The sequence below is a fragment of the Bradyrhizobium sp. Leaf396 genome (assembly GCF_001424605.1).
GTDB classification, from domain to species: domain Bacteria; phylum Pseudomonadota; class Alphaproteobacteria; order Rhizobiales; family Xanthobacteraceae; genus Bradyrhizobium; species Bradyrhizobium japonicum_C.
This window is the reverse complement of record NZ_LMQJ01000012.1, coordinates 1-20572: the sequence shown is the minus strand read 5'-3', so window position 1 is coordinate 20572 and position 20572 is coordinate 1. Positions and strand designations below refer to the sequence as shown.

Annotated in this window: 23 protein-coding genes and 2 pseudogenes; 7 read left to right on the top strand and 18 right to left on the bottom strand. The window is 64.1% G+C overall.

Going from position 1 to position 20572, the window contains the following annotated elements; genetic code table 11:
- Positions 1-37: 37 nt before the first annotated feature.
- The 16 genes from fliP to motA form a co-directional block, all read right to left on the bottom strand.
- Positions 38-778, bottom strand: a complete 741-nt coding sequence (gene fliP, locus ASG57_RS13175; RefSeq protein ID WP_024339335.1) for a flagellar type III secretion system pore protein FliP — start codon at positions 776-778, stop codon at positions 38-40.
- On the bottom strand, positions 775-1221 hold the full coding sequence (locus ASG57_RS13170; RefSeq protein WP_024339334.1) for a flagellar basal body-associated FliL family protein: 447 nt from the start codon (positions 1219-1221) through the stop codon (positions 775-777). Before ASG57_RS13170 ends, fliP begins: the two co-directional genes overlap by 4 nt.
- Positions 1222-1263: 42 nt before the next feature.
- The gene (flgH, locus tag ASG57_RS13165) at positions 1264-1971 is read right to left on the bottom strand and encodes a flagellar basal body L-ring protein FlgH (protein ID WP_057196486.1); all 708 of its coding nucleotides are present in this window, start codon (positions 1969-1971) and stop codon (positions 1264-1266) included.
- Positions 1972-2736: a MotE family protein gene (locus tag ASG57_RS13160; RefSeq protein ID WP_057196485.1), complete on the bottom strand. Its 765-nt coding sequence runs from the start codon at positions 2734-2736 to the stop codon at positions 1972-1974.
- Positions 2737-2803: 67 nt separating this feature from the next.
- On the bottom strand, positions 2804-3934 hold the full coding sequence (gene flgI / locus ASG57_RS13155; protein WP_024339331.1) for a flagellar basal body P-ring protein FlgI: 1131 nt from the start codon (positions 3932-3934) through the stop codon (positions 2804-2806).
- On the bottom strand, positions 3931-4407 hold the full coding sequence (flgA, locus tag ASG57_RS13150) for a flagellar basal body P-ring formation chaperone FlgA (RefSeq protein WP_080654878.1): 477 nt from the start codon (positions 4405-4407) through the stop codon (positions 3931-3933). Before flgA ends, flgI begins: the two co-directional genes overlap by 4 nt.
- 13 nt (positions 4408-4420) lie before the next feature.
- Positions 4421-5209: a flagellar basal-body rod protein FlgG gene (gene flgG / locus ASG57_RS13145; RefSeq protein WP_024339329.1), complete on the bottom strand. Its 789-nt coding sequence runs from the start codon at positions 5207-5209 to the stop codon at positions 4421-4423.
- Between the two features lie 18 nt (positions 5210-5227).
- The gene (fliE, locus tag ASG57_RS13140) at positions 5228-5557 is read right to left on the bottom strand and encodes a flagellar hook-basal body complex protein FliE (RefSeq protein ID WP_024339328.1); all 330 of its coding nucleotides are present in this window, start codon (positions 5555-5557) and stop codon (positions 5228-5230) included.
- 2 nt (positions 5558-5559) lie between these two features.
- On the bottom strand, positions 5560-5976 hold the full coding sequence (flgC, locus tag ASG57_RS13135) for a flagellar basal body rod protein FlgC (RefSeq protein WP_024339327.1): 417 nt from the start codon (positions 5974-5976) through the stop codon (positions 5560-5562).
- Between the two features lie 11 nt (positions 5977-5987).
- On the bottom strand, positions 5988-6389 hold the full coding sequence (gene flgB, locus ASG57_RS13130) for a flagellar basal body rod protein FlgB (RefSeq protein WP_029674070.1): 402 nt from the start codon (positions 6387-6389) through the stop codon (positions 5988-5990).
- Positions 6390-6451: 62 nt separating this feature from the next.
- A complete protein-coding gene (gene flhB / locus ASG57_RS13125) occupies positions 6452-7537 on the bottom strand; it encodes a flagellar biosynthesis protein FlhB (protein ID WP_024339325.1) in 1086 nt (361 codons plus the stop codon).
- 13 nt (positions 7538-7550) lie between these two features.
- Positions 7551-8591, bottom strand: a complete 1041-nt coding sequence (locus ASG57_RS13120) for a flagellar motor switch protein FliG (RefSeq protein WP_024339324.1) — start codon at positions 8589-8591, stop codon at positions 7551-7553.
- A 2-nt stretch (positions 8592-8593) separates the two neighbouring features.
- Positions 8594-8968, bottom strand: coding sequence for a flagellar motor switch protein FliN (gene fliN / locus ASG57_RS13115; RefSeq protein WP_024339323.1), 375 nt, complete (start codon positions 8966-8968; stop codon positions 8594-8596).
- 74 nt (positions 8969-9042) lie between these two features.
- Complete coding sequence (locus tag ASG57_RS13110) at positions 9043-9357, bottom strand: hypothetical protein (RefSeq protein WP_024339322.1); 315 nt, start codon at positions 9355-9357, stop codon at positions 9043-9045.
- The gene (locus ASG57_RS13105; protein ID WP_057196484.1) at positions 9338-10279 is read right to left on the bottom strand and encodes a flagellar motor switch protein FliM; all 942 of its coding nucleotides are present in this window, start codon (positions 10277-10279) and stop codon (positions 9338-9340) included. The genes ASG57_RS13110 and ASG57_RS13105 overlap by 20 nt, the downstream gene beginning before the upstream one ends.
- The gene (motA, locus tag ASG57_RS13100) at positions 10276-11172 is read right to left on the bottom strand and encodes a flagellar motor stator protein MotA (protein ID WP_024339320.1); all 897 of its coding nucleotides are present in this window, start codon (positions 11170-11172) and stop codon (positions 10276-10278) included. The genes ASG57_RS13105 and motA overlap by 4 nt, the downstream gene beginning before the upstream one ends.
- Positions 11173-11313: 141 nt before the next feature.
- On the opposite strand from motA, the gene ASG57_RS13095 reads away from it, so the two are divergent.
- The 7 genes and pseudogenes from ASG57_RS13095 (at position 11314) to ASG57_RS13070 (ending at position 19408) form a co-directional block, all read left to right on the top strand.
- Entirely contained in the window at positions 11314-12102 is a 789-nt protein-coding gene (locus tag ASG57_RS13095) for a DUF1217 domain-containing protein (RefSeq protein ID WP_024339319.1), read from the top strand.
- A gap of 3 nt (positions 12103-12105) precedes the next feature.
- The gene (flgF, locus tag ASG57_RS13090; protein ID WP_024339318.1) at positions 12106-12834 is read left to right on the top strand and encodes a flagellar basal-body rod protein FlgF; all 729 of its coding nucleotides are present in this window, start codon (positions 12106-12108) and stop codon (positions 12832-12834) included.
- Positions 12835-12875: 41 nt separating this feature from the next.
- On the top strand, positions 12876-14201 hold the full coding sequence (gene fliI, locus ASG57_RS13085) for a flagellar protein export ATPase FliI (protein WP_024339317.1): 1326 nt from the start codon (positions 12876-12878) through the stop codon (positions 14199-14201).
- Positions 14202-15025: 824 nt separating this feature from the next.
- A complete protein-coding gene (locus tag ASG57_RS13080; protein WP_024339316.1) occupies positions 15026-15661 on the top strand; it encodes a MarR family winged helix-turn-helix transcriptional regulator in 636 nt (211 codons plus the stop codon).
- A gap of 345 nt (positions 15662-16006) precedes the next feature.
- A complete protein-coding gene (locus ASG57_RS13075) occupies positions 16007-17071 on the top strand; it encodes a ketopantoate reductase family protein (protein WP_024339315.1) in 1065 nt (354 codons plus the stop codon).
- Positions 17072-17379: 308 nt separating this feature from the next.
- A pseudogene (locus ASG57_RS39115) lies at positions 17380-17789 on the top strand (YkgJ family cysteine cluster protein); the annotation flags it as partial.
- A 104-nt stretch (positions 17790-17893) separates the two neighbouring features.
- Positions 17894-19408, top strand: a complete 1515-nt coding sequence (locus ASG57_RS13070) for a helicase HerA domain-containing protein (protein WP_057196483.1) — start codon at positions 17894-17896, stop codon at positions 19406-19408.
- A gap of 9 nt (positions 19409-19417) precedes the next feature.
- Here the strand turns inward: ASG57_RS13070 and ASG57_RS37740 are convergent.
- A pseudogene (locus ASG57_RS37740) lies at positions 19418-19701 on the bottom strand (HoxN/HupN/NixA family nickel/cobalt transporter); the annotation flags it as partial.
- Between the two features lies 1 nt (position 19702).
- Positions 19703-20572: HoxN/HupN/NixA family nickel/cobalt transporter (locus ASG57_RS13065; protein WP_244490929.1), on the bottom strand; the 870-nt coding region annotated here is incomplete at both ends.

Below are 20572 nucleotides of genomic sequence, written 5' to 3'. Positions count from 1 at the left end.
TAACCATATCCAGCCGGTCGGACCGCCATCGCGGCTCTCAATTGAATGAACGCACCAGTCCGGAGGCCAGCAGGTTCCAGCCGTCGATCAGCACGAAGAACAGCATCTTGAACGGCAGCGCCAGGATCGTCGGCGGCATCATCATCATGCCCATCGACATGGTCAGCGTCGCCACGATCATGTCGATCACCAGGAACGGCAGGATGATGAGAAAGCCTATCTCGAACGAGCGCCTGAGCTCGGAAATCATGAACGCCGGAATGATCACGCGCAGATCGACCCGCTTGTCGTCGAACTTCTTGCGGAAGCTCTCCGCGGCGAGTGCTTCGAAGGTCTGAAGATCCTTGTCCCGAACATGGGCCAGCATGAACTCGCGGAACGGATCGGTGATCTTCAGATAGGCTTGCTCTTCGGATATCTCGTTCTTCATCAGTGGCTGGACGCCGGACTCCCACGCTTTGTCGAAGGTCGGCGCCATCACGTAGAAAGTCATGAACAGCGCGAGGCTGATCAGCACCAGGTTGGCAGGCGTGGTCTGGAGGCCGAGACCTGCACGCAGGAAGGACAACGCCACCGCAAATCGCGTGAAGCTCGTCACCATGATGAGCAGTCCCGGCGCCACCGACAGCACGGTGATGAGCGCCATCAGCTGGATGATCCGACCGCTGGTCGAGCCGTTTCCCGGAGGCAACAAGGAATTCAGGTCCGGAATCTGTGCCGACGCCGCTTCGGGCAGCACCACCAGTATCAACGCCAGCAGCAGGATTTTCACTCTCACTGAATCACCAGCGTCTCGATGATCAATTCGCGCACCTTGCCGGCCGAGCGGATGTTGGCGCGCTCGGTCAGATCATCGCGCAGATGCTGGAGTCCGCGCGATCCCTCGAACTGCGCAACCGTCGTCGACCGCAGATAGGTCACGATGTCCTCACTGATGTGGGCGGCCAGAATGCCCGCGTCCTCGTCGCTCATGCTGTCGGTCACCATGGAGGCTTCAATTCGCGCCCAGTTGTTTGCCGGCGCGGCGAGATTGGTCACGATCGGTGACAATTTCCTCAGCCGCGCGCTGCCGGCGTAGCTCGACGCGATCGGCGGGGGCGCAGCGCTCTTCTTCGCGTCAGCGGCGACGCGCTCGGCGGTCGCGATCAGATGCAGGCCGGCAACGGCGCCTGCGCCGATCGCGATCAGTGTCAGCACGAGGATGGAGGCGATCAGGCGCATGGTGTCTCCTGCCGTCGCGTCGCGAACCGACCGGGCCGAGCCTCAGAATGGTGCCACGGCGTCATAGATCCGATGTCCCCATCCAGGCTGCTGTACGTCCGACAGATTTCCGCGCCCGCCATAGGACACGCGCGCCTCGGCGATCTTATCATACGTGATCGTGTTTGCCCGCGAGATATCGCGCGGGCGCACGATACCGCCGACGTTGAGCACGCGCATTTCCGTGTTGACGCGAAATTCCTGCGAGCCGCTGATCATCATGTTGCCGTTCGGCAGCACGTCAGTAACGATCGCCGCGATCGACAACTTGATGTCCTCGGTGCGGTCGATTTGGCCATTGCCCTTGATCTGGGTGTTGGTGCTGAGATTGGCATTGGCTGAACCCGTGTCGTTCCATCCGGCGACGTCCATCAGCCAGTCGAGCCCGAACTTGACCTGGGAATCGCGGGAGCGGCCGGTCTTGTTGTCGAGCTTGGCCTTGTCCTGCATGGAGATGATCACCGTCACCACGTCGCCGGTGCGCCGGGCGCGGGGATCCCGGAAGAGATCGGTGCCGTCGTCCCAGGTCGAGCGATAGCTGACGGGCGTGCGCATGCGCGGCGTCACCGGGATCGGATCCGCCGGCGTCCTCAGGCCGCTGCCGACAGGCGACATTTGCGGGCCGATCAGGACTTCGGCTGGATCATGGAAGCATCCGGCCAAGACGACGGACGCCAGCAGGTGCAAGAGGATGAGGACCGGCTTGTTCATCTATTTGGGCTTTCCGTCATCTACCCGACGCATCCCGCCCAGCAGGTCGGCGAGGTGCGCCGCGCGCGCCGTGTCCATCTCGTTGAAGATCGCGCTTGAGTTCCGCGGGCTGAGCTTGGCCAGCACGGCGGCGGCGGTCTCGTCGCTCATGCCCGCGATCTGCGTCGCCGCAGCCTCGGGCTTCATGCGCGAATAGATCTCGATCACACTCGCTTCGGCCTTCTTCAGGAAGTCGTCGCGCAGCGCCATCCACTTCTCGTATTCGGCCCGCTTGGCCTCGACTTCGGCGATCCGTTCGCGGAGCAGGTTCTCGGCCTTCTCCAGCTCCTTGAGCTGCCAGGCCAGCCTTGCATCGACGGCGGGATCGGCGACGTTGCTGCAGAACAGGGCAATGTCGTTGTCAGGGGCCGGCGCGGCCTGCGCCGCCGCCGGCTTCGGCGGCGCCGTGACGCTGCCGGGCTTCGCCGGACGCACCGGTGCGGGAGCAGGCGCGGCTGCCGGCGTCTCCGGCACCGCACCGGTGACCGCGGGTCCTAACTCTTCGGCTGCCCACGCCGTCGCCCGGACAGACGCATTGTCGCTTGTGATCGTGCTGGCCGGCAGCTGCGGCTTCTGCGATCGGACCACGCGGGCACGCGCGAAAGAGAGCAGGTTGAGCGGCTTGGTCGGCTTTGCCTCCTCCAGCGCCAGCACGGGCGATGCGCTCGCGAGAACTGAGGCCGCGGCCATCAGGAGGAGTTTGGCTTTGTGATCCAGCTTCAGCATCGGGGCGCGTGCGATTCTCGCTTCAGACCCGAGCATTGAGCGACCAAGCTTGCACGACGCTTGTGCATCATTGCACGATGACGTCGGCCTGGAGTGCGCCTGCGGTCTTGATAGCCTGGAGGATCGCGATGATCCCCGACGGCTTCAGGCCGATCTGGTTCAGACCGCGCACGAGGCGCTGGAGATCGACCCCACTCAGGATCGCCACTTGCGCTCCGGCCTCGTTTGCCTCGACCATGGTCTGCGGGACGACCACCGTCTGCCCGCGCGAGAATGGCGCCGGCTGCGACACGACAGGCATCTCCGTGACGCGAACCGTCAGATTGCCGTGAGTCACGGCAACGGTCGAGATCCGCACGTCGCGCCCGATCACGACCGTGCCGGTGCGTTCATTGATCACGACCCGCGCCGGCGTGTCCGGCTCCACCGCCAGCTCGCCGATCTCAGCGAGGAAGCGGACGGGGCCGATGTGACGCGGCTTCGAGAGCACGATGGTGCGGTAGTCGCGCTCGAACGCGATCTGCGCACGGTAGCGTCCGCCGGCGTAGCGGTTGATGGCGTCGAGGATGCGCGTTGCGGTGACGAAATCGGGGTTCTTCAGCTGCAACACCAGGAACTCCATCTCGTGGAGGCTTCCCGGCACCTCGCGTTCGACCAGCGCACCGTTCGGGATACGGCCCGCGGTCGGCGTGCCCTGGCTGACGTTCTGCGCCTGCCCCCCGACGCTGTAGCCGGCGACCGTGATCGCGCCCTGCGCCACCGCGTAGACGGCGCCATCCGCCGCGCGCAGCGATGTCATGACCAGCGTGCCGCCGAGCAGCGAAGTCGCATCGCCGAGCGACGAGACGGTAACGTCCATGCGCTCTCCAGGCCCAATCGAGGGCGGCAAGTCCGCCGTCACCATGACCGCAGCGACATTGCGCGTGCGCAGCGTGGTCGGACGCAGGGGGGCATTGGTGCTCGTGGCCTCGTTCCTGACATTGATGCCCATGTTCTCGAGCATCGATTGCAGGGACTGTTCCGTGAAGGGAGCATTGCGAAGCGTGTCGCCCGTGCCGTTCAGGCCGATGACCAGGCCATAGCCGACGATCTGGTTTTCGCGCAGGCCTTTGATGTCCGCGATGTCTTTGATGCGGACCGCAGCTTGGGCGCTGGCGGCCGACACGAGCAGGACGAGCGCAAGCAGGAGCCGGGTCATGAGCCGTCCACGACCTTGACGGTGCCGTCCGGCTGGACGACGCCCCTGATGATCACGCCGGTGTCGGTATTGCGTACCGGAATGAGCGCACCGGCGGCACCTGACTGCATCGCCGAGCCATAAGTGACGATGGACAATCCGCTGTCTTCGACCACGACCTTGACCGTGGCGCCGCGGGCGACTGTCCAGGGATCCTCCACCGCATTGGTCGGGATCGGTTGGCCCGGCAACAGCGCGCGTCGCGCCATGCGGCCGATCAGGACCTGACGCCCCTCGATGAACATGGCGACCCCGAGCAGGGTCGGCGCGAAGGCGCGCTCGGTGATCATCTCCTCCCGGATCAGTTCGCCGGCGCGGATCGAGACGGCGGGCACGGGAAGCCGCTTCTCCTCGGCCGCAGCGGCCCGCGTCGCGCCGAGAACCAGCAGCACGGCGGCCAACCCGCGCATGATCAGGCCCACCCTGTTCAACATCAAAACACCGGGACTAGCGCATGCCCTTCGAGACCGTCTGGGCCATTTCATCCGAGGCCTGGATGACCTTGGCATTCATTTCGTAGGCACGCTGTGCCGAGATCAGTTCGGTGATCTCCTTGACTGGGTCGACGTTCGACGCTTCGAGGTATTTCTGATTGATCTTGCCGTAGCCGGCATCGCCGGGCAGCCCGACGACCGGTGTGCCGGACGCCGTGGTCTCGCGATAGAGATTTCCGCCCAGCGGCTCCAGGCCGGCCTCGTTGGCGAAATTGGCGAGGTTGAGCTGGCCGATCTGCCGCGGGTTGATTTCCGTGTCCAGCTTGGCAAACACTTGGCCGGTGGCGTTGACCGTGACTTCCACCGTTCCCTGCGGCACCGTGATCGTGGGATCGAGGAGATAGCCGTCGATCGTGACGAGCTGGGCGTTGGCATTGGTGTTGAACGAGCCGGCGCGGGTGTATTGCACCTCGTTGTTGGGGCCGAGCACCTGAAACCAGCCGCGACCGTTGATCGCAAGGTCGTAGGGGTTGCCGGTTTGCGTCAGCGCGCCCTGGATGTGCAGCTTGCGGATCGCCGCGGACTTGACGCCGAGACCGAGATTGGATCCTTCCGGGATCGGCGAAGAGCCGTTGACGTTCGCGACGCCCTGCATGCGGTCCATCTGGTAGAACAGATCGGTGAACTCCGCCCGCGCCCGCTTGTATGAGGTCGAGTTGATGTTGGCGATATTGTTCGCGATGACTTCGATGTTGGTCTGCTGGGCGTTCATGCCCGTGGCCGCAATGGCGAGCGATTTCACTTAATTCATTCCTTCAGGTCAGATCGACATCCGAACCACTTCTTGATAGGCCTGCACCACCTTGTCGCGAACCGCGACCGCCGTCTGCAGCGCTTGCTCGGCCGACATCAGCGCTTCCACGACGCGACGCGTCGATTCCTTGCCCTGCATCGCCGAGATCGAGGCTGCTTCGCCCGCCTTCAGCGTCCCGATCGCGTCGTTCGTCACCTGCTTCATCACAGATTCGAAGCCAACCTCGTCACCGGTCTGGATTGCAGTGGTCGCCGCGGGCGCGGCGACCTGCGTCTCGGTGGCGCGGGACGCCGCCTGCCCGGCGGAAATCGCAGTGGATGAGATCGCCTCAAGCATTGTCAGCTCCTCAGGAGGTCGATGGTCATGCCGAGCATGGATCGCACCTGTTTCACGACCTGGAGATTGGCCTCATAGGATCGGTTGACTTCCCGCATGTCAGCCATCTCGATCATCATGTTCACGTTCGGCAGCTTGACATAGCCGGCCTTGTCGGCAGCAGGATGTCCTGGATCGTACTCCACGCGGTACGGCGTGGTATCGACCCCGATCTCCTTGACCTTCGCGAGCTGCGCGCCCGAAGCTCGGTCCATGGCGGCGTCGAAGGTGATGGTCTTGCGCTGATACGGATCAGCACCGGCGGTGCGCCCCGTCGAGGTGGCGTTCGCAAGATTCTCCGAGACGATGCGCATGCGCGTCGACTGCGCTTCGAGCCCTGAGGATGCGACCGTCAATGACGCTTGCAGGGAGTCCAGCATGTCAGTTCACCTCAGGCTTTTGCACTCGACAGGACCATGCGGTGAAACGACCGCACGATCGCCGAGTTCATCGAATAGTCGCGGCTGACGTCGCTGCCCTTGATCATCTCCTGCTCGAGGCTGACGGAGTTGCCGGAGTGAACCACTTCCCAGCTGTCCCTCTTCGCAGTCTTCCGCGTGTCGGTCTCGGTTGCGGATAGCTGCATGTGCGACGGCGATGTCGTCGCAAGCCTCACCGGCATGCCGTCGAGCACCTTGTTGAAGGGCTCGACGTCGCGAGCCCGAAAGCCAGGCGTGTTTGCGTTGGCGACGTTGGTGGCAATGGTCGACTGGCGGAGCTCGAGGTAGCGCGCCTGCGACGATGCGAGTTCGAAGAGATAAAGCGGTCCCACGACAGCCCCATTCTGATTCATTCGGGAGCAGCCTAGGCCGTTAAGCTTTCGTCAAGCTGATGGCCGGACCGCCATCAGAAGACCTACTGGACCTTCTCGGTCCGCGGCGCCTGCTTCGACTGCAGGAAGTAGATGATCTCGGCCACGGGCCGGAAGAATTCCGTCGGGATCGCCTGGTCGACCTGAACCGCCTCGTAGAGCGCGCGCGCCAGCGCCTTGTTTTCGATGACGGGGATACGGTTTTGCTCGGCAACTTCACGGATCTTCAGCGCGATCACGTCCATGCCCTTGGCGACGACGAGCGGCGCTGCGTTCTCCTCGCGCTTGTAACGCAGCGCAATCGCGAAGTGTGTCGGATTTGCAATGACCAGCGTCGCACGCGAGGCCGAGGCGATCATGCGCTGGCGCGAGCGGTCACGCGCCAGCGAGCGCAGGCGCGCCTTGATCAGCGGATCGCCCTCCGCCTGCTTGTGCTCGTCCTTGATCTCCTGCTTGGTCATGCGCAGCTCGCGCCGCCAGTGGAAGCGCGCCCAAGCGAGATCGATCGCCACCAGCACGATCGTCGCAATGCAGATCGCTGAGACGATTCGCATCGCGATACTGAGGATCATCTCCGGCAGCGCGACCGGATCGGTGTACATCGCCTCGAACGCCTTCGCTTCCGACGAGCGTAGCACGAAGGCGACGACGGCCGTAACCGCGGCGAGCTTGAACAGCGACTTGGCGAACTCGATCATGCCCTGCGTTCCGAACAATCGGCCCCAGCCGCTGACCGGAGAGATTCGGGCCAAATCCGGCTTGATGCGATCGAGCACCAGACGGGGCGTGTTCTGCAGCAACGACGCCGCGAGCCCGAACACCGCCAGGATGACGACCAGCGGCACCAGGAAACGCAGCGCCTGGAGACCGACCACGGTAAGCAGGTTCTGCGCATCCGCCCCGGTAGAGAGGGGAAAGCCCTCGGGATCGTCGAGAAGGCTCTTCAGCGTCGGCGTCAATCGCTGCACGCCCTGGCCGATCAGGAATGCCTGGATCACCATCAGCGCGGCCATCGAGGCGAAAATGGACGCCTCCCGAGAGACCGGAATCTTGCCCTGCTCGAGCGCATCACGGACTTTCTTCTCGGTCGGCTCTTCTGTCTTGCTCTCCTGATCGGATTTTTCTGCCATGCCCGTTCAGCGGTCAGCGGAAGACCAGCTCATCCTCCTGCTCCGGATTGAGCTCGATCTCACCTTTCTCCGCCAGGTCGAGTGCAAGATCGGTGATCACGCGTCGGGCCTCCAGCACGTCGCGCTGGTTCGACGGCTCGCCGATGGCAAGCTCGTGCTCGACGACGCGGCGGACGCGCGAGGCGACCGAGGACAGGATCAGTTCGCGGAAATGCTTGTCGGTGCCCTTCAGCGCAACGACAATGCGGTCGGTCGGCACCTGATCGAAGATCATGGTGCGCGCCTTCGGCGTCAGGTTGATCACGTCGTCGAAAGTGAACAGCAGCTCCTTGAGCACCTCGGCCGATTTTGGCCGCTTCTCCGACAGGCTCTTCAGCATGTCCTCGATGTGGCCGCGTTCCATCTTGTTGATGATATCGGCGACGCGGGCGTAGGTGTCGGCGCCGAGGTTGCGGGCGAAGTTCAGCGTCAGATCCTCGTGCAGCGTCTTCTCGATGATGCGCATGGCATCGTCGACGATCGGCTTGAGGCTCAGAACGCGCCGCATCAATTCGTTGCGCAGGCTCGCGGGCAGCTGGCTCATGACCTTGGCGGCACAGGCCGGCTTGACTTTCGACAGGATCAGCGCCGCGGTCTGGGGATGCTCCTTGGACAGGTAGCTCGCCAGCGAGTTCTCGGACACCGACGAGACGCGGTCCCACACCGACCGGCTCGAATTGCCGAGCAGATCCGACATGATCTGCGAAACCTGGTCGGCCGGAAGGACGTCGCCAAGCACGGCCTCCAGGCCGCCAAGGGTGCCGAGAATATTGGCGCCCATCGAGAACTGCTGGGCGAACTCCTCGACGATTCCCTCGAGTTCCTGCGCGGTGATCGGCCGCAGCTCCGCCGCGGCCTTGGTGACGATGCGGATCTCCTGCGGCTCGAACTGCTGCAGCACGCTCGCCGCCGCCTGCCGGCCCATCGCCAGCAGGAGCGCGGCGACCTTTTCCGTGCCGCCCAGCGTGGTAACGCCTCGCTGCTTGACGGGAGCGATGCCGACCGGTGCCGCCATGGTCAGGTATCACCCTGCCCCAGCGGTCCGACGATCTCCGTGAGCGAGACGCCGAAGCGGGAATTGTCTTCCTCGACGACGACCACTTCGCCGCGGGCCACGATGCGGCCGTTGACGACGACGTCGACGGGCTCTCCGACCCGATGATCGAGCGGAACCACCGCGCCGCGTCCGAGCTTCATCAGGTTTGCCACGGGAATGGTCGCGGAGCCGAGCACCACCTGCATGGTGACGGGAATGCGCAGGATGGCATCGACATTGGCGAACTTGCCGGTCTCCTCGGCCGTGCGCTGGGCGATCTCCGCCAGCCGCTCCAGCGGAGACGTCTCGGACTCTGCCGATGCAGGTGCAGACTCATAGTCGAAGGATTGCGCCATCTGGTATCGCCTCTTGGTCGTTCTGCTCCCGGAACGCCCTGGCGTTCCGATCGTGTTCGTTCGCCGGCTGGGGCTCAATGCTTGTCCAAGTCGGCCCCGCCTGCGGGCGCGGCGGAGGCGGGCCCGCTCCGCGCATCGAGCGCCGCGATGACATCGTGGGCCTGATCGATCTTCGTACTCAGCACGTTGGCGAGCCGTCCGAGATTTGCCGTGGAATCTTGCGCCGCGGTGATCACTGTATCGAAGGCACCCGCCGTCTCATGCACGATGGTGGAGAATTCGCCCTGATAGCTGCGCAACCGCGCCAGCTCGCGGTGCATCCTGGTCACCCGCATGCTGGTGAAGGCGAGCGCAATCAGCAGCACCACATCAACGAGATAGGATATCATCAACGAACTCCCGCTTCTGATCGATGGGATCCGCCACCTGCATGGCGTAATAGCCATCGAGCTGGCCGATCTGACACCAGAACAGCACCTGGTTGTTGCTTTCGAGACGAGCCAGCGTGCGTGGCGTGGCCTCCAGCTCGAGCACCTGCCCGACCTTGAACTTCACAACATCCTCGAGCGTCACCATTTTCTCGTCGAGCACGGCGCTGAGCGTCACCACTGTCCGCTGGACCTCGCTTTCCATCTGCTCGCGCCAGCGTGGGTCGGCCGCTCGACCGTCGCTGACGACGACGTGAGCGAGCTTCTGGCGGAGCGGATTGAGCGCGGAGTGCGGAATGATGAGGAACATCTGGCCGCCACGGTAGAGCGCCTGCAGCATGATGTTCGCGCAGATCGACATGTTTCCGCTCCGCCCGATCGCCAGCGAAGCCATGGCCGTCTCGACCCGCTCCACGCGAAAGGTGACGTTCGAGGTGCCGGCGAAGGCGGATTGCAGCGCCTTGGCGAACTTTTCAAACAACGTTTGTACGAGCCGAAGCTCAATATTCGAGAAGGAACGCTCGACATCGAGCGGCGGTTCGGCGCCGTCGGAACCGAACATCGCCTCGACCATCGTGAACACGAAATCACGATCGAGCATGATGATGATTCGGGAGTCCCACTGCTCGGCATAGAGCACCGCCGCGACGGCATTGGCCTCGTAGTCCTTGATGATATCGCCGACACGATCGTTGGTGATGCCGTTGACCGAGAAATAGCAAGGCGTGCCGGCCATCGGCTGCAGGCTGTCGGTGCACGATGCCGCCATGCGATCGAAGATCACATTGAGCATCGGCATACGATCGATCGATATGCCGGCAGCGTCCAGTAGGTAGTTCGGCAGCTGCTTGCGCTGATCGACTTCGGCGTCTTCCATCATCATGCGCGCGCAGCCTTGGGTTCGGCATCGGTCGCGACCGGCTTGGGACCTGCGATGGTCTCATTCTCGACAACGTCGATCGAGGGCCGCTCGCTGCTCGCGATCATCTTCCGTCCGTGCTCGACGGCGATCTGCGGCATGGCACCGTTCATGAATGCCAGCAGCGTCTGCTTGACGATGATGTAGGGCCGACACTTCTTCTCGCGCATCATCTTGATCTTCACCGCGAAGGGCGAGATGATGCCGTAAGACAGGAAGATGCCGGCAAAGGTGCCGACCAGGGCGGCACCGATAAAGCCGCCCAACAGCTTCGGCGACTGATCCAGCGCGCCCATTGCCTTGATGACGCCCAGCACCGCGGCGACGATGCCGAGCGCAGGCAACGCCTCCGAGACCGTCACCAATGCATGATAAGGTGCGAGCTTGCCCTTTACGATGGTGTGGATCTCCTCGTCCATCAGCGCTTCGATCTCGTGCGTGCGCGCATTGCCCATGATGATGAGGCGAACATAGTCGCAGATGAACTGAAGCAGTGACGGGTCGCCGAGCACGCTGGGGAATGCCTTGAAGATCTCGGACGAGGAGGGATCGTCGATATGAGCCTCCACCTCGTTACGGCCCTTGCCTCGCAGCTCGCGCATCAGCGCATGCAGTGCTCCCAGCAGATCGAGGTAATAGCGCTGCCCCGGCACCGCATTGGTGATGGCCTGAATGCAGGCAACCCCGCTGTCGACGACCGTTTTCCACGGATTGGCAAGGATGAAGGTGCCGACGGCGGTGCCTATGATGATTACGAACTCCCACGGCTGCATCAGCACGGCCAGATGCCCGCCCATGGCGGCAAAGCCGCCGAGCAGCGCCGCTACCGTGATGAAAATCCCCACGAAACTGCCCAACGCGCCGCTCCATCGCCGATCCCACCGGGAATATCTAGTTGGCGACGCTTGCGCGAAGCTGGCTTCGGTATCGCCAGCCCCGCGCAAGCAATTCGGGGCAGCTTGAGACGATGCCGCAGCAGCGGCCAGAGGACTCGTGTCATGCTATCCACCATCGCGGACTACACCAGGCTGACCAAGGACATGGGCAAGTCGCTGACGCAGGTGGCGAAGCAGCCGGATGTCAGCCGCGAGACCGACTATTTCCTCAGCCATATCGGCAACGTGAAGAGTATTGACGATTTCCTGAAGGACTATCGTCTGTATTCCTATGCGATGAAGGCTTATGGCCTCAGCGACATGACCTATGCCAAGGCGTTCATGCGCAAGGTGCTGACCGAGGGGGTAACGAGCAAGGACGCCTTCGCCAACAAGCTGACCGACACCCGCTACCGGCAATTCGCCACCGCCTTCAATTTCGCCGCCCTCGGCGACAAGGCGACCCAGACCGCCGCGGCCACGACCGGAACGGCGACCCAGTACGTCACGCAGACCATGGAGGAGAAGGCCGGCGATCAGAACGAAGGCCTGCGATTGGCGCTGTACTTCACCCGCAAGGCTTCCACGATCACGACCGCCTATCAGATCCTCGCGGACAAGGCGCTGACGCAGGTCGTTCAGACCGCACTCGGCCTGCCGGCGACGATCAGTTCGGCCGACATCGACGCCCAGGCCAAGATGATCGCGAGCAAGATCGAGCTCACCGACTTCCAGGATCCGGCCAAGATCACCAAATTCGTGCAGCGCTTTGCGGCGATGTGGGATGCGACCCAGGCCCGGAACGACAGCTCAACCAACCCCGCCCTGGTCCTGATCGCCGGCGCCGCGACGTCGATCAGCATGGACACCAACGTGCTGACGACCCTTCAGAACATCAAATTCAACAGGTAAGCGATGCAATCGGCTCTCTACGTGGGTCTGTCGGCGCAAGTTGCACTCGAGAAGCGGCTCCAGACGATCGCCAACAACGTCGCCAACGTCAACACGGCGGCGTTCCGCACCGACGTGGTGAAGTTCGAAACCGTGCTGTCCAAGGCAGGCCCTACTGCGGTGGCGTTCTCTTCGCCGGGCGACAACGTCATCTCGCGCGAGATGGGCAACATCACCGAAAGCGGAAACCCGCTCGATGTCGCCGTGGTCGGACAGGGCTGGATCGCCTTCGCCGGTCCGAACGGCACGGTCTACACGCGTGACGGCCGTCTCCAGATCGCCCCCAACGGCGATCTCCAGACCGTGAGCGGCTTTCCGGTCGTCGATTCCGGCGGCGCGCAGATCACGCTCGACCCGAACGGCGGACCGATCTCGATCGCGCGCAGCGGCGCCATCACCCAGGACAACAACGAGATCGGCACCATCGGCCTGTTCAACATTCCGGCCGACGCCAACCTCGAGCGCTACGGCAATTCCGGCGTGACGCCCGACCGGCCCGCGACGGCCATTGCAGATTTCTCCCGGGACGGCTTCAAGCAAGGCTATGTCGAGGGCTCCGGGGCCAATCCGATGCTCGAACTGACGCGGCTGATCGCGGCCTCGCGCGCCTTCGACGGCACCAATTCGATGATCGAGGGCACCGAGAGCTCGCTCCAGAACGCCATCCGGGCGCTCGGCGAACCCGGCAAATAGATCGCGCCTCGTGCGCATTGAGATTGAAGTGGACGGTTTCCTTGAACGCTCTTCGGCAACTCGAATGGGCGCTGCTCGAGCTGCAGCAGAGCACTCCGCTGGCAAGCGTCAGCGGCGCAATCTCCGAGATCGCGCCGACGCATTTCCGCGTCTCCGGCCTCTCGCGCTTCGTCAAGCTCGGCGAGCTCATCGGCGTCAACTCCGCCGGCAAGCGCCAGATCGGCGAGGTGGTACGGATCGACAATGACGGCATCGTTGCCAAGCCATTCGACCGGCAGTTTGGCGGCGGACTCGGCTCGGTCGCTTACCGGATGCCCCCCCTGTCGTTCGCGCCCGATCCGAGTTGGAAAGGCCGCGTGATCAACGCCGTCGGCGCACCGCTGGACGGATTGGGACCCCTCACCCAGGGATCGCAGGCGGTCTCGGCAGAGGCGGAGGCGCCCTCAGCGATGAAGCGCGCACGCGTGCACAAACCGCTGCGCACCGGCGTGCGCGTGATCGATCTGTTCGCACCAATCTGCGCCGGCCAGCGCGTCGGCATCTTTGCCGGATCGGGCGTCGGTAAATCGACGTTGCTCGCGATGCTCGCCCGCAGCCAGGGCTTCGACACCGTCGTGCTGGCACTGGTCGGCGAGCGCGGCCGCGAGGTGCGCGAGTTCATCGAGGACGTGCTGGGCCCCGACCGCCACCGTGCCGTCACCATCGTGTCGACAGGCGACGAAAGCCCGATGATGCGGCGGCTGGCGCCGAAGACTGCGATGGCAGTCGCCGAATACTTCCGCGACCGGGGCGAATCGGTCCTGCTCATGGTCGATTCGATCACCCGTTTCGCCCATGCCGCCCGCGAGGTCGCGCTGGCAGCCGGGGAGCCTGCGGTCGCACGCGGCTACGCGCCGACGGTGTTCACCGATCTGCCGCGCCTGCTTGAACGCGCCGGCCCCGGCGAGGAGGGAGCCGGCACCATCACCGGGATCTTCTCCGTGCTGGTCGATGGCGACGATCACAACGAGCCGATCGCGGACACCATCCGCAGCACACTCGATGGGCACATCGTGCTCTCCAGGCACATCGCCGATCAGGCGCGCTATCCGGCCGTCGACGTTCTGGCCTCGGTGTCGCGCCTCGCTCATAACGTCTGGGATCCCGAGGAGCGGGAGCTCGTGAGCAAGCTGCGCGCCATGATCGCGAAATACGAGGACACGCGCGACCTTCGCCTGATGGGTGGATATCAATCGGGGCGCGATTCGGGCCTCGACCAGGCCGTCGACATGGTCCCGCGAATCTACGACGCGATGCGGCAGGGCGCGTCGGCTCCGCCGAGCGCCGATCCGTTCCGCGAGCTGCGGGATACCCTCAAGGGCGAGTAGCAGGTAAGGAGGACGGGGCCACGCCCAGGAGCCGCCTGCCGTCCGTCTTGCACGAGTTTTCGACAGGAGATTGCGCATGTCGCTACGCCCCCGGCGCATGCGCGCGGGCATTCATCACAAATTTCCGTCATGAGCGCACCCACCATTCGGATCAGATCAACGCGTGACCGGGCGCACGCACTCGGTGGACGATTCTGTGAGACCGGGCAACAACAACCGATACGTGCAATTCCTCCGAATTCCCCGTCGATTTTCCGGCAGAAGCGCACAAGTTGTGGATGAAGTACGGACGCACATCGTCGTCATGCACAAGCTTCAATCAGTTTGCGTCGATGAAAGACAGCAACATGCCGTGTAGTCAAACGGTCGTAGCGTTGAGCGCACGTTACTGGATGCGCAGCGATTGCGTTCACTATCATGTGTCCGGAAGAGCGAGATTGTCTTGAACGTTACATTCGCCTGCGGTGACATCCAGTCTGCGCGAGTGTCTCGACTTGATTTTGTTGAGAAGCTCATTCATCGTTTCGACGGAATACAAGAAACGTCTGCTTATGACTTGAGCTTTGGGGGCTTCGGTTGAACTACTCCGATCCACCGTCTGCCGGCGACGGCAATCTCGGCTCCCGCGCGACGAACACGCCGTCGGCATACTATCGGCAACACGGCCTCGCGCTCCCAGCGAGGCGACGCCTATCAGCCGAGATCGGCCGCGGCGCGGTCCATGCCTTCGAACAAGAGCACGACACGACAGGCTCGTCGAACACGCAGGGCACAAAGCGGCTTCGGCACGCCGTGGACGAAGTTCCGGGGGCGGGGTAGATTTCATGCCATTGGCGCGAGAAGCCGTCGAGCTGCTGGTTCAGGCGGCGAGGGCTTGGTATTTCGAAGGCAATCAGCATGGATTGCGCGACCGGGAGTGGATGGCGCTGCGCTTTCTTGGCCGCGCCAACAGGTTTTCGCGCACACCGTCCGCGCTTGCCGGCTTCATCGGCGCCACCCGGGCGACTGCATCGCAGATCGTGAAGACTCTGGAGAGCAAGTCCTTTCTGGTGCGGAAGCCGTCGCATGAGGACAAGCGTTCCGTCGTCCTGCACGTCACCTCCCAGGGCGAGAAATGCCTGAGCCAGCACGACCCGATCAATCATGTGGTGAATGCCGTCGCGGCACTCGGGACCGACGAATGTATCAGGCTGCGCGACTCGCTGCGCGAAATCCTCAATCACCTCGATGCGGCCCATCAGCGTCTCGACGCCAGCATCTGCCGGGACTGCATGTTTCTCGCCGAGCGCAGCCCAAGCACCGGCAAGGGACGAACGACCGCCGAGTTCATGTGTCGGCTCTATCGTGCTCCGATCTCGCTCGAGGAGACTGAACTGCTCTGCACGAGTTTCGAGCGCACGCGCGACCGCCCCAAGATCGAGCAGCATCTCGACCGCGCGCGCGTGGCGGGCCAAGGCTGAGGCGGGCGCTCGCAACGGTGGAGCAACAGGCCTTGGCCTTGGCCAGCGATCACGTTTAGCGAAGGCGGCCCGGACCACGGCCTTGCCCACGCGCGGCTCGCAAGTTCGGCACAGATACCCACGCGTCGCGGAATGAACGAGACGCGCCTTTCGGCGCCATTCATCGGCGCGCGGTTGCGATCTCTCGGGAATACCCTGTCCGTGTTCTGTCCCCGGCGGCCCAGCGCGGCCTTGTATGCATTATCCCAGTTGCCATCGCCGCGGACTTCGCTTTACATGCCGGCAACTCGCCCGCGGATGACAGCCCGGGCTCAAGAACCGCACAAATCGTCAAAGGGACGGAGCATGGCGCGCAACATATTGATTCTGGGAGCTTCTTACGGCTCCCTGCTGGGCACGAAGCTGCTCATGGCCGGGCACAACGTGACCCTTGTCTGCCGCGCCAAGACAGCGGAGCTGATCAATCGCGACGGTACCGAGGTGCGCATCAAGCTGCGGGACGAGGCGGTGCACCGTGCGATCCTCTCACGGGATTTGCCCGGCAAGCTTGATGCGGTCACGCCGGCCAATGTCGATCTGTCACGTTACGACCTGGTGGCCCTTGCGATGCAGGAGCCGCAATACACCAACCACACGGTGCGCGTTCTCATGGTCAAGATTGCGGCGGCCAAACTGCCGTGCCTGTCGATCATGAACATGCCGCCGCTGCCCTATCTGAAGCGAATTCCGGCGCTCGCCGGCATGGATCTCGAAGAGGCCTACACCAATGCGCAGGTGTGGGAGCGGTTCGAGCCGGGCCTGGTAACGTTGTGCTCGCCCGACCCCCAGGCATTCCGTCCGCCGGAAGAAGCCGCGAACGTGCTTCATGTCGGGCTACCCACCAACTTCAAGGCATCGATCTTTGCCGACGAGAAGCACAACAAGCTGCTGCGCGAATTGGAGGCCGATATCGACGCGGTGACGCTCGACGGCCATGACGTGCCCGTGAAGCTAAAGGTGTTCGACTCGCTATTCGTACCGCTGGCAAAATGGTCGATGCTGCTCACCGGCAATTACCGCTGCATCACACCGAACGAGCCGCAGTCGATCCGCGATGCCGTGCACGGCGATCTCAAGCGTTCGCAGACGATTTACGATCACGTCGACGCGATTGCCCGTCGGCTCGGCGCCGATCCGCAGGATCAGGTGCCGTTCGCGAAATATGCCAAGGCGGCCGAGAGCCTGCTCAAGCCGTCGTCGGCCGCGCGCGCAGTCGCGAGCGGCGCACCCTTCATTGAGCGCGTCGACCTCCTCGTGAAGCTGATCTCGCATCAGCTCGGCATGCCCAACGCCGAGATCGACCGCACGGTCGAGACGGTAGACCAGAAGCTGAATGAGAAGATCGTGCAGGGCGGATCCGGCGCGCAGTAATAGGGTGGCTTCCGGATGCGGGCGATCAGGCGATCAGGAATGATTGAAGCCAGATCAGGCCTGTCACGGCGACGAGCCTGACCGCGCGGTTGGGCGTGACTAGGTCCGGACGCCTGAGGCAGCGGGCGCCCCGGTCGCGCCAGAGCATGGCGCGCTCCTTGCTTCTGCTTGCGGCGGAGCTTGCGGTTATCTGCTCGCGACTGGTGTTGCGGCTGGCGATCGGTCCCGCGTCAGCGAGATCCCGATTGCGGCGGCCGTGCTCCGCATCGCCGTGACAAATCTACGTCTACGTCCTGTGTCTTGCCGTCATCTGCCGCTCGTTCACCTGCGCCTGACTGCAAGGCCATCTCGAAGACGGCTGGTTCCCGAGAAGGCCGGCCTCGTCGTGCATTTCAGCCAGGACGCTGTCGATGTCACTGTTGACGACGAGTGTCCCTATGCAACTCTTGTCGTTTCAGCGCAGACCGTTTCCTGCTGCTTGGAAGCACCATCATTATCGAGCCTACGCCGTTCGGAACAGCGTTCCTGCCGCTGACTGCCGATACTTTCCGGTTCCGGCGGGCGACATCGCCAGAACACCTGCGGCAGCTGCACGAGCGCATCGCCGAGATCGAACGGATCAGGCAGGAATTCGGCTCCTGCGATCCCAGAGAACCAGGATGACGATCCCCAAGCGCCGTATCGGCCCGCACTCTTACGGTTGTTGCATCGCGCCTGAACTCCGCCGTGGGCAACGCGGCCTGATTAGCGCCGTAACGCTCGACGCGCCCCGGCGCGGTTGGTAAGCCGCTGTCCGCAGATGACAGGACTTGAGTCGACGTTATGACAGTTGCAATCGAGATGGGGCAGACCACGGCAGGCGCCGCGGCCGCCATGGACCTCGAGGAACTGCTGGCGACCCGCCTCCTGGTGCAAGGTAATTCGGGCTCGGGCAAATCGCACCTGCTGCGGCGGCTCCTGGAGCAGAGCGCGCCGTGGGTGCAGCAGGCCATCATCGATCCCGAGGGAGACTTCGTCACGCTGGCGGAGCGCTTCGGCCATCTCGTGATCGAGGCCGAGGATCACACCGAGCGCGGCCTTCAGGTCGCCGGCGAGCGCGCGCGGCTGCATCGCGTCTCCACCGTGCTCAACCTCGAAGGGCTGGATGCCGAGAACCAGATGCGCCGTGCCGCGGCGTTCCTCGGCGGCCTGTTCGACGTCGACCGTGACCATTGGTATCCGATGCTCGTCGTCGTCGACGAGGCGCAGCTGTTCGCCCCTGCGGTCGCCGGCGAAGTCTCGGACGAGGCGCGGAAGCTGTCGCTTGGCGCGATGACCAATCTGATGTGCCGCGGCCGCAAGCGCGGGCTTGCCGGTATCATCGCGACCCAGCGGCTGGCCAAGCTCGCCAAGAACGTTGCCGCGGAAGCCTCCAACTTCCTGATGGGTCGGACCTTCCTCGACATTGACATGGCGCGCGCGGCCGACCTGCTCGGCATGGAACGACGGCAGGCCGAAGCCTTTCGCGATCTCGAGCGTGGACAGTTCATGGCGCTGGGACCTGCGCTGTCGCGCCGGCCGCTGCGTCTGAACATCGGCCCGACCGAGACCAGCCCGCGCAATTCCACGCCGCGGCTGATGCCGCTGCCGGAAGCAACGTTGGAGGATGCGCGCGCCGTGATCCTCGCCGCGCCGCCGCCCGATGCCAGCCGCCCGCAGCGCAGGCCCGCTCCCGATCTGCTCGAGCAGCTGCGTGCCGCAAGGACGGCCGCGACAGCGGAGATCAGGCCCGAGGTGGTCGAGGTGCCGGTCAGCGCCGAGGAGTTCGCGCAGCGGCGCGAGCGCGTGGATCGGACTCTGCGTGCCGTGCTGGCCGAGCCTGACGCCGGGTTCCGCGCCATCGGCGTGCTCTATCAGGAATTCGTGGTCCGCTGCCGTATCGAGGGCCTCGGCGCGGCGGTGCCCGATCTCAACGAGTTTCGCCGCATGCTGACGCATGCGCGCGCCGGGCTCGGCACCGAGCTTGCCGAGGACGACGCCTGGCAGGATGTGTCGCTGCGCGCCTCGATCCTGCCTGACGACATGCAGGGCGTGTTCATGATGATCGCGCGTGCGGCGAAGGAAGGCTGGCCCTGTCCCGGCGACGCGGCGATCGCCCGTGCCTACGGCTCGCATTCGCTACGTCGCGCGCAGCGGCTGCTCGGCTACATGGAGGAGCAGGGCCTGATCGTCGTCCAGCTCGACGGGGGCGGACGCCGGATCGTGACGCTGGTGGAACTGGCCTGGGCGACGGCACCGGGCGATCCCAACGGCGACGATCTGCCGGTGGAAGAGGTACAGAGCGCGGCTTCGCTCTGAGCTGCGGCGTCAGGTACGCCTCATCACAACCGCCTCGGTCGCATCAAAGCCTGCTCCAGCTTCGGGCGAAGCGCGCCGGTCATCCGCGAACATGCGGCGATGGAGCACGACCGAGACGAGCCAGGCGGCCGCGAACAGCGCGATGACCACGAAGCCGACATCGGCAAGCGACTCGTTGAGGCTCTCGACCAGCGTCCACATGCCGCCGGAGAGGCCGAGGCGGTCGCTGATCAGCCCAAACGCCTCGACCCCGCCGATGAACAGCGCCACTGCGACGGAGGCCCCGGTGATCGNTGTCGGTCGGTTGCGCTGCCTTGGCCAAGTCCAATGACACGACCGCGGAGGCCAGCAAGAACAGCATCCACATGCCGCCGGAGAGGCCGAGGCGGTCGCTGATCAGCCCAAACGCCTCGACCCCGCCGATGAACAGCGCCACTGCGACGGAGGCCCCGGTGATCGTGAGGTTGTACCAGAGCTTGCGCATCGGATCGACGAAGGCCCAGCGATAGGCGCTGACCATCAACGCGGAATCGGCAGTGTCGACCAGCGCCATGCCTGATGCGAACAGCGCCGGGAAGACGAGGATATCGGCAAGCGAAGCACCGCGCGCAGCTTCGCTGGCGGAGATGCTGAGCAGGCCGATCTCGGTCGCTGTGTCGAAGCCGAGGCCGAACAGGAAGCCGAGCGGATACATGTGCCAAGGCTTGGTCACCAGGCGGAACATCRGGCCGAGCAAGCGCGCGAGAAGGCCGCGATGGGCGAGCAGCCTGTCGAGACCTGCGGCATCGTGAAGGCCCTGCTCGCGCGCCGTGCGAAACGTCCGCCACAGGCCGGCGAAGATGGCGAGATTGATGGCTGCGATTACGAGCAGGAACAGCGCCGACACCGATGTCCCGATCAGGCCSCCGATCTCCTTGAGCAGGCTGTCGCCGCCAAGGCTGACGACGCCGAATGCCAGCAGCATGGTCGCGACGACGACGACGGTGGAATGGCCGAGGGCGAAATAGAGGCCGACGCTGCGCGGCGTCTCACCYGCCTGCATCAGCTTGCGCACGACGTTGTCGATGGCGGCGATGTGATCGGCATCGACGGCGTGGCGAAGGCCGAACACCCAGGCCAGCAGCGCGGTCGCCATGATGGTCGGCCGGTCGCCGAACGCCGCGA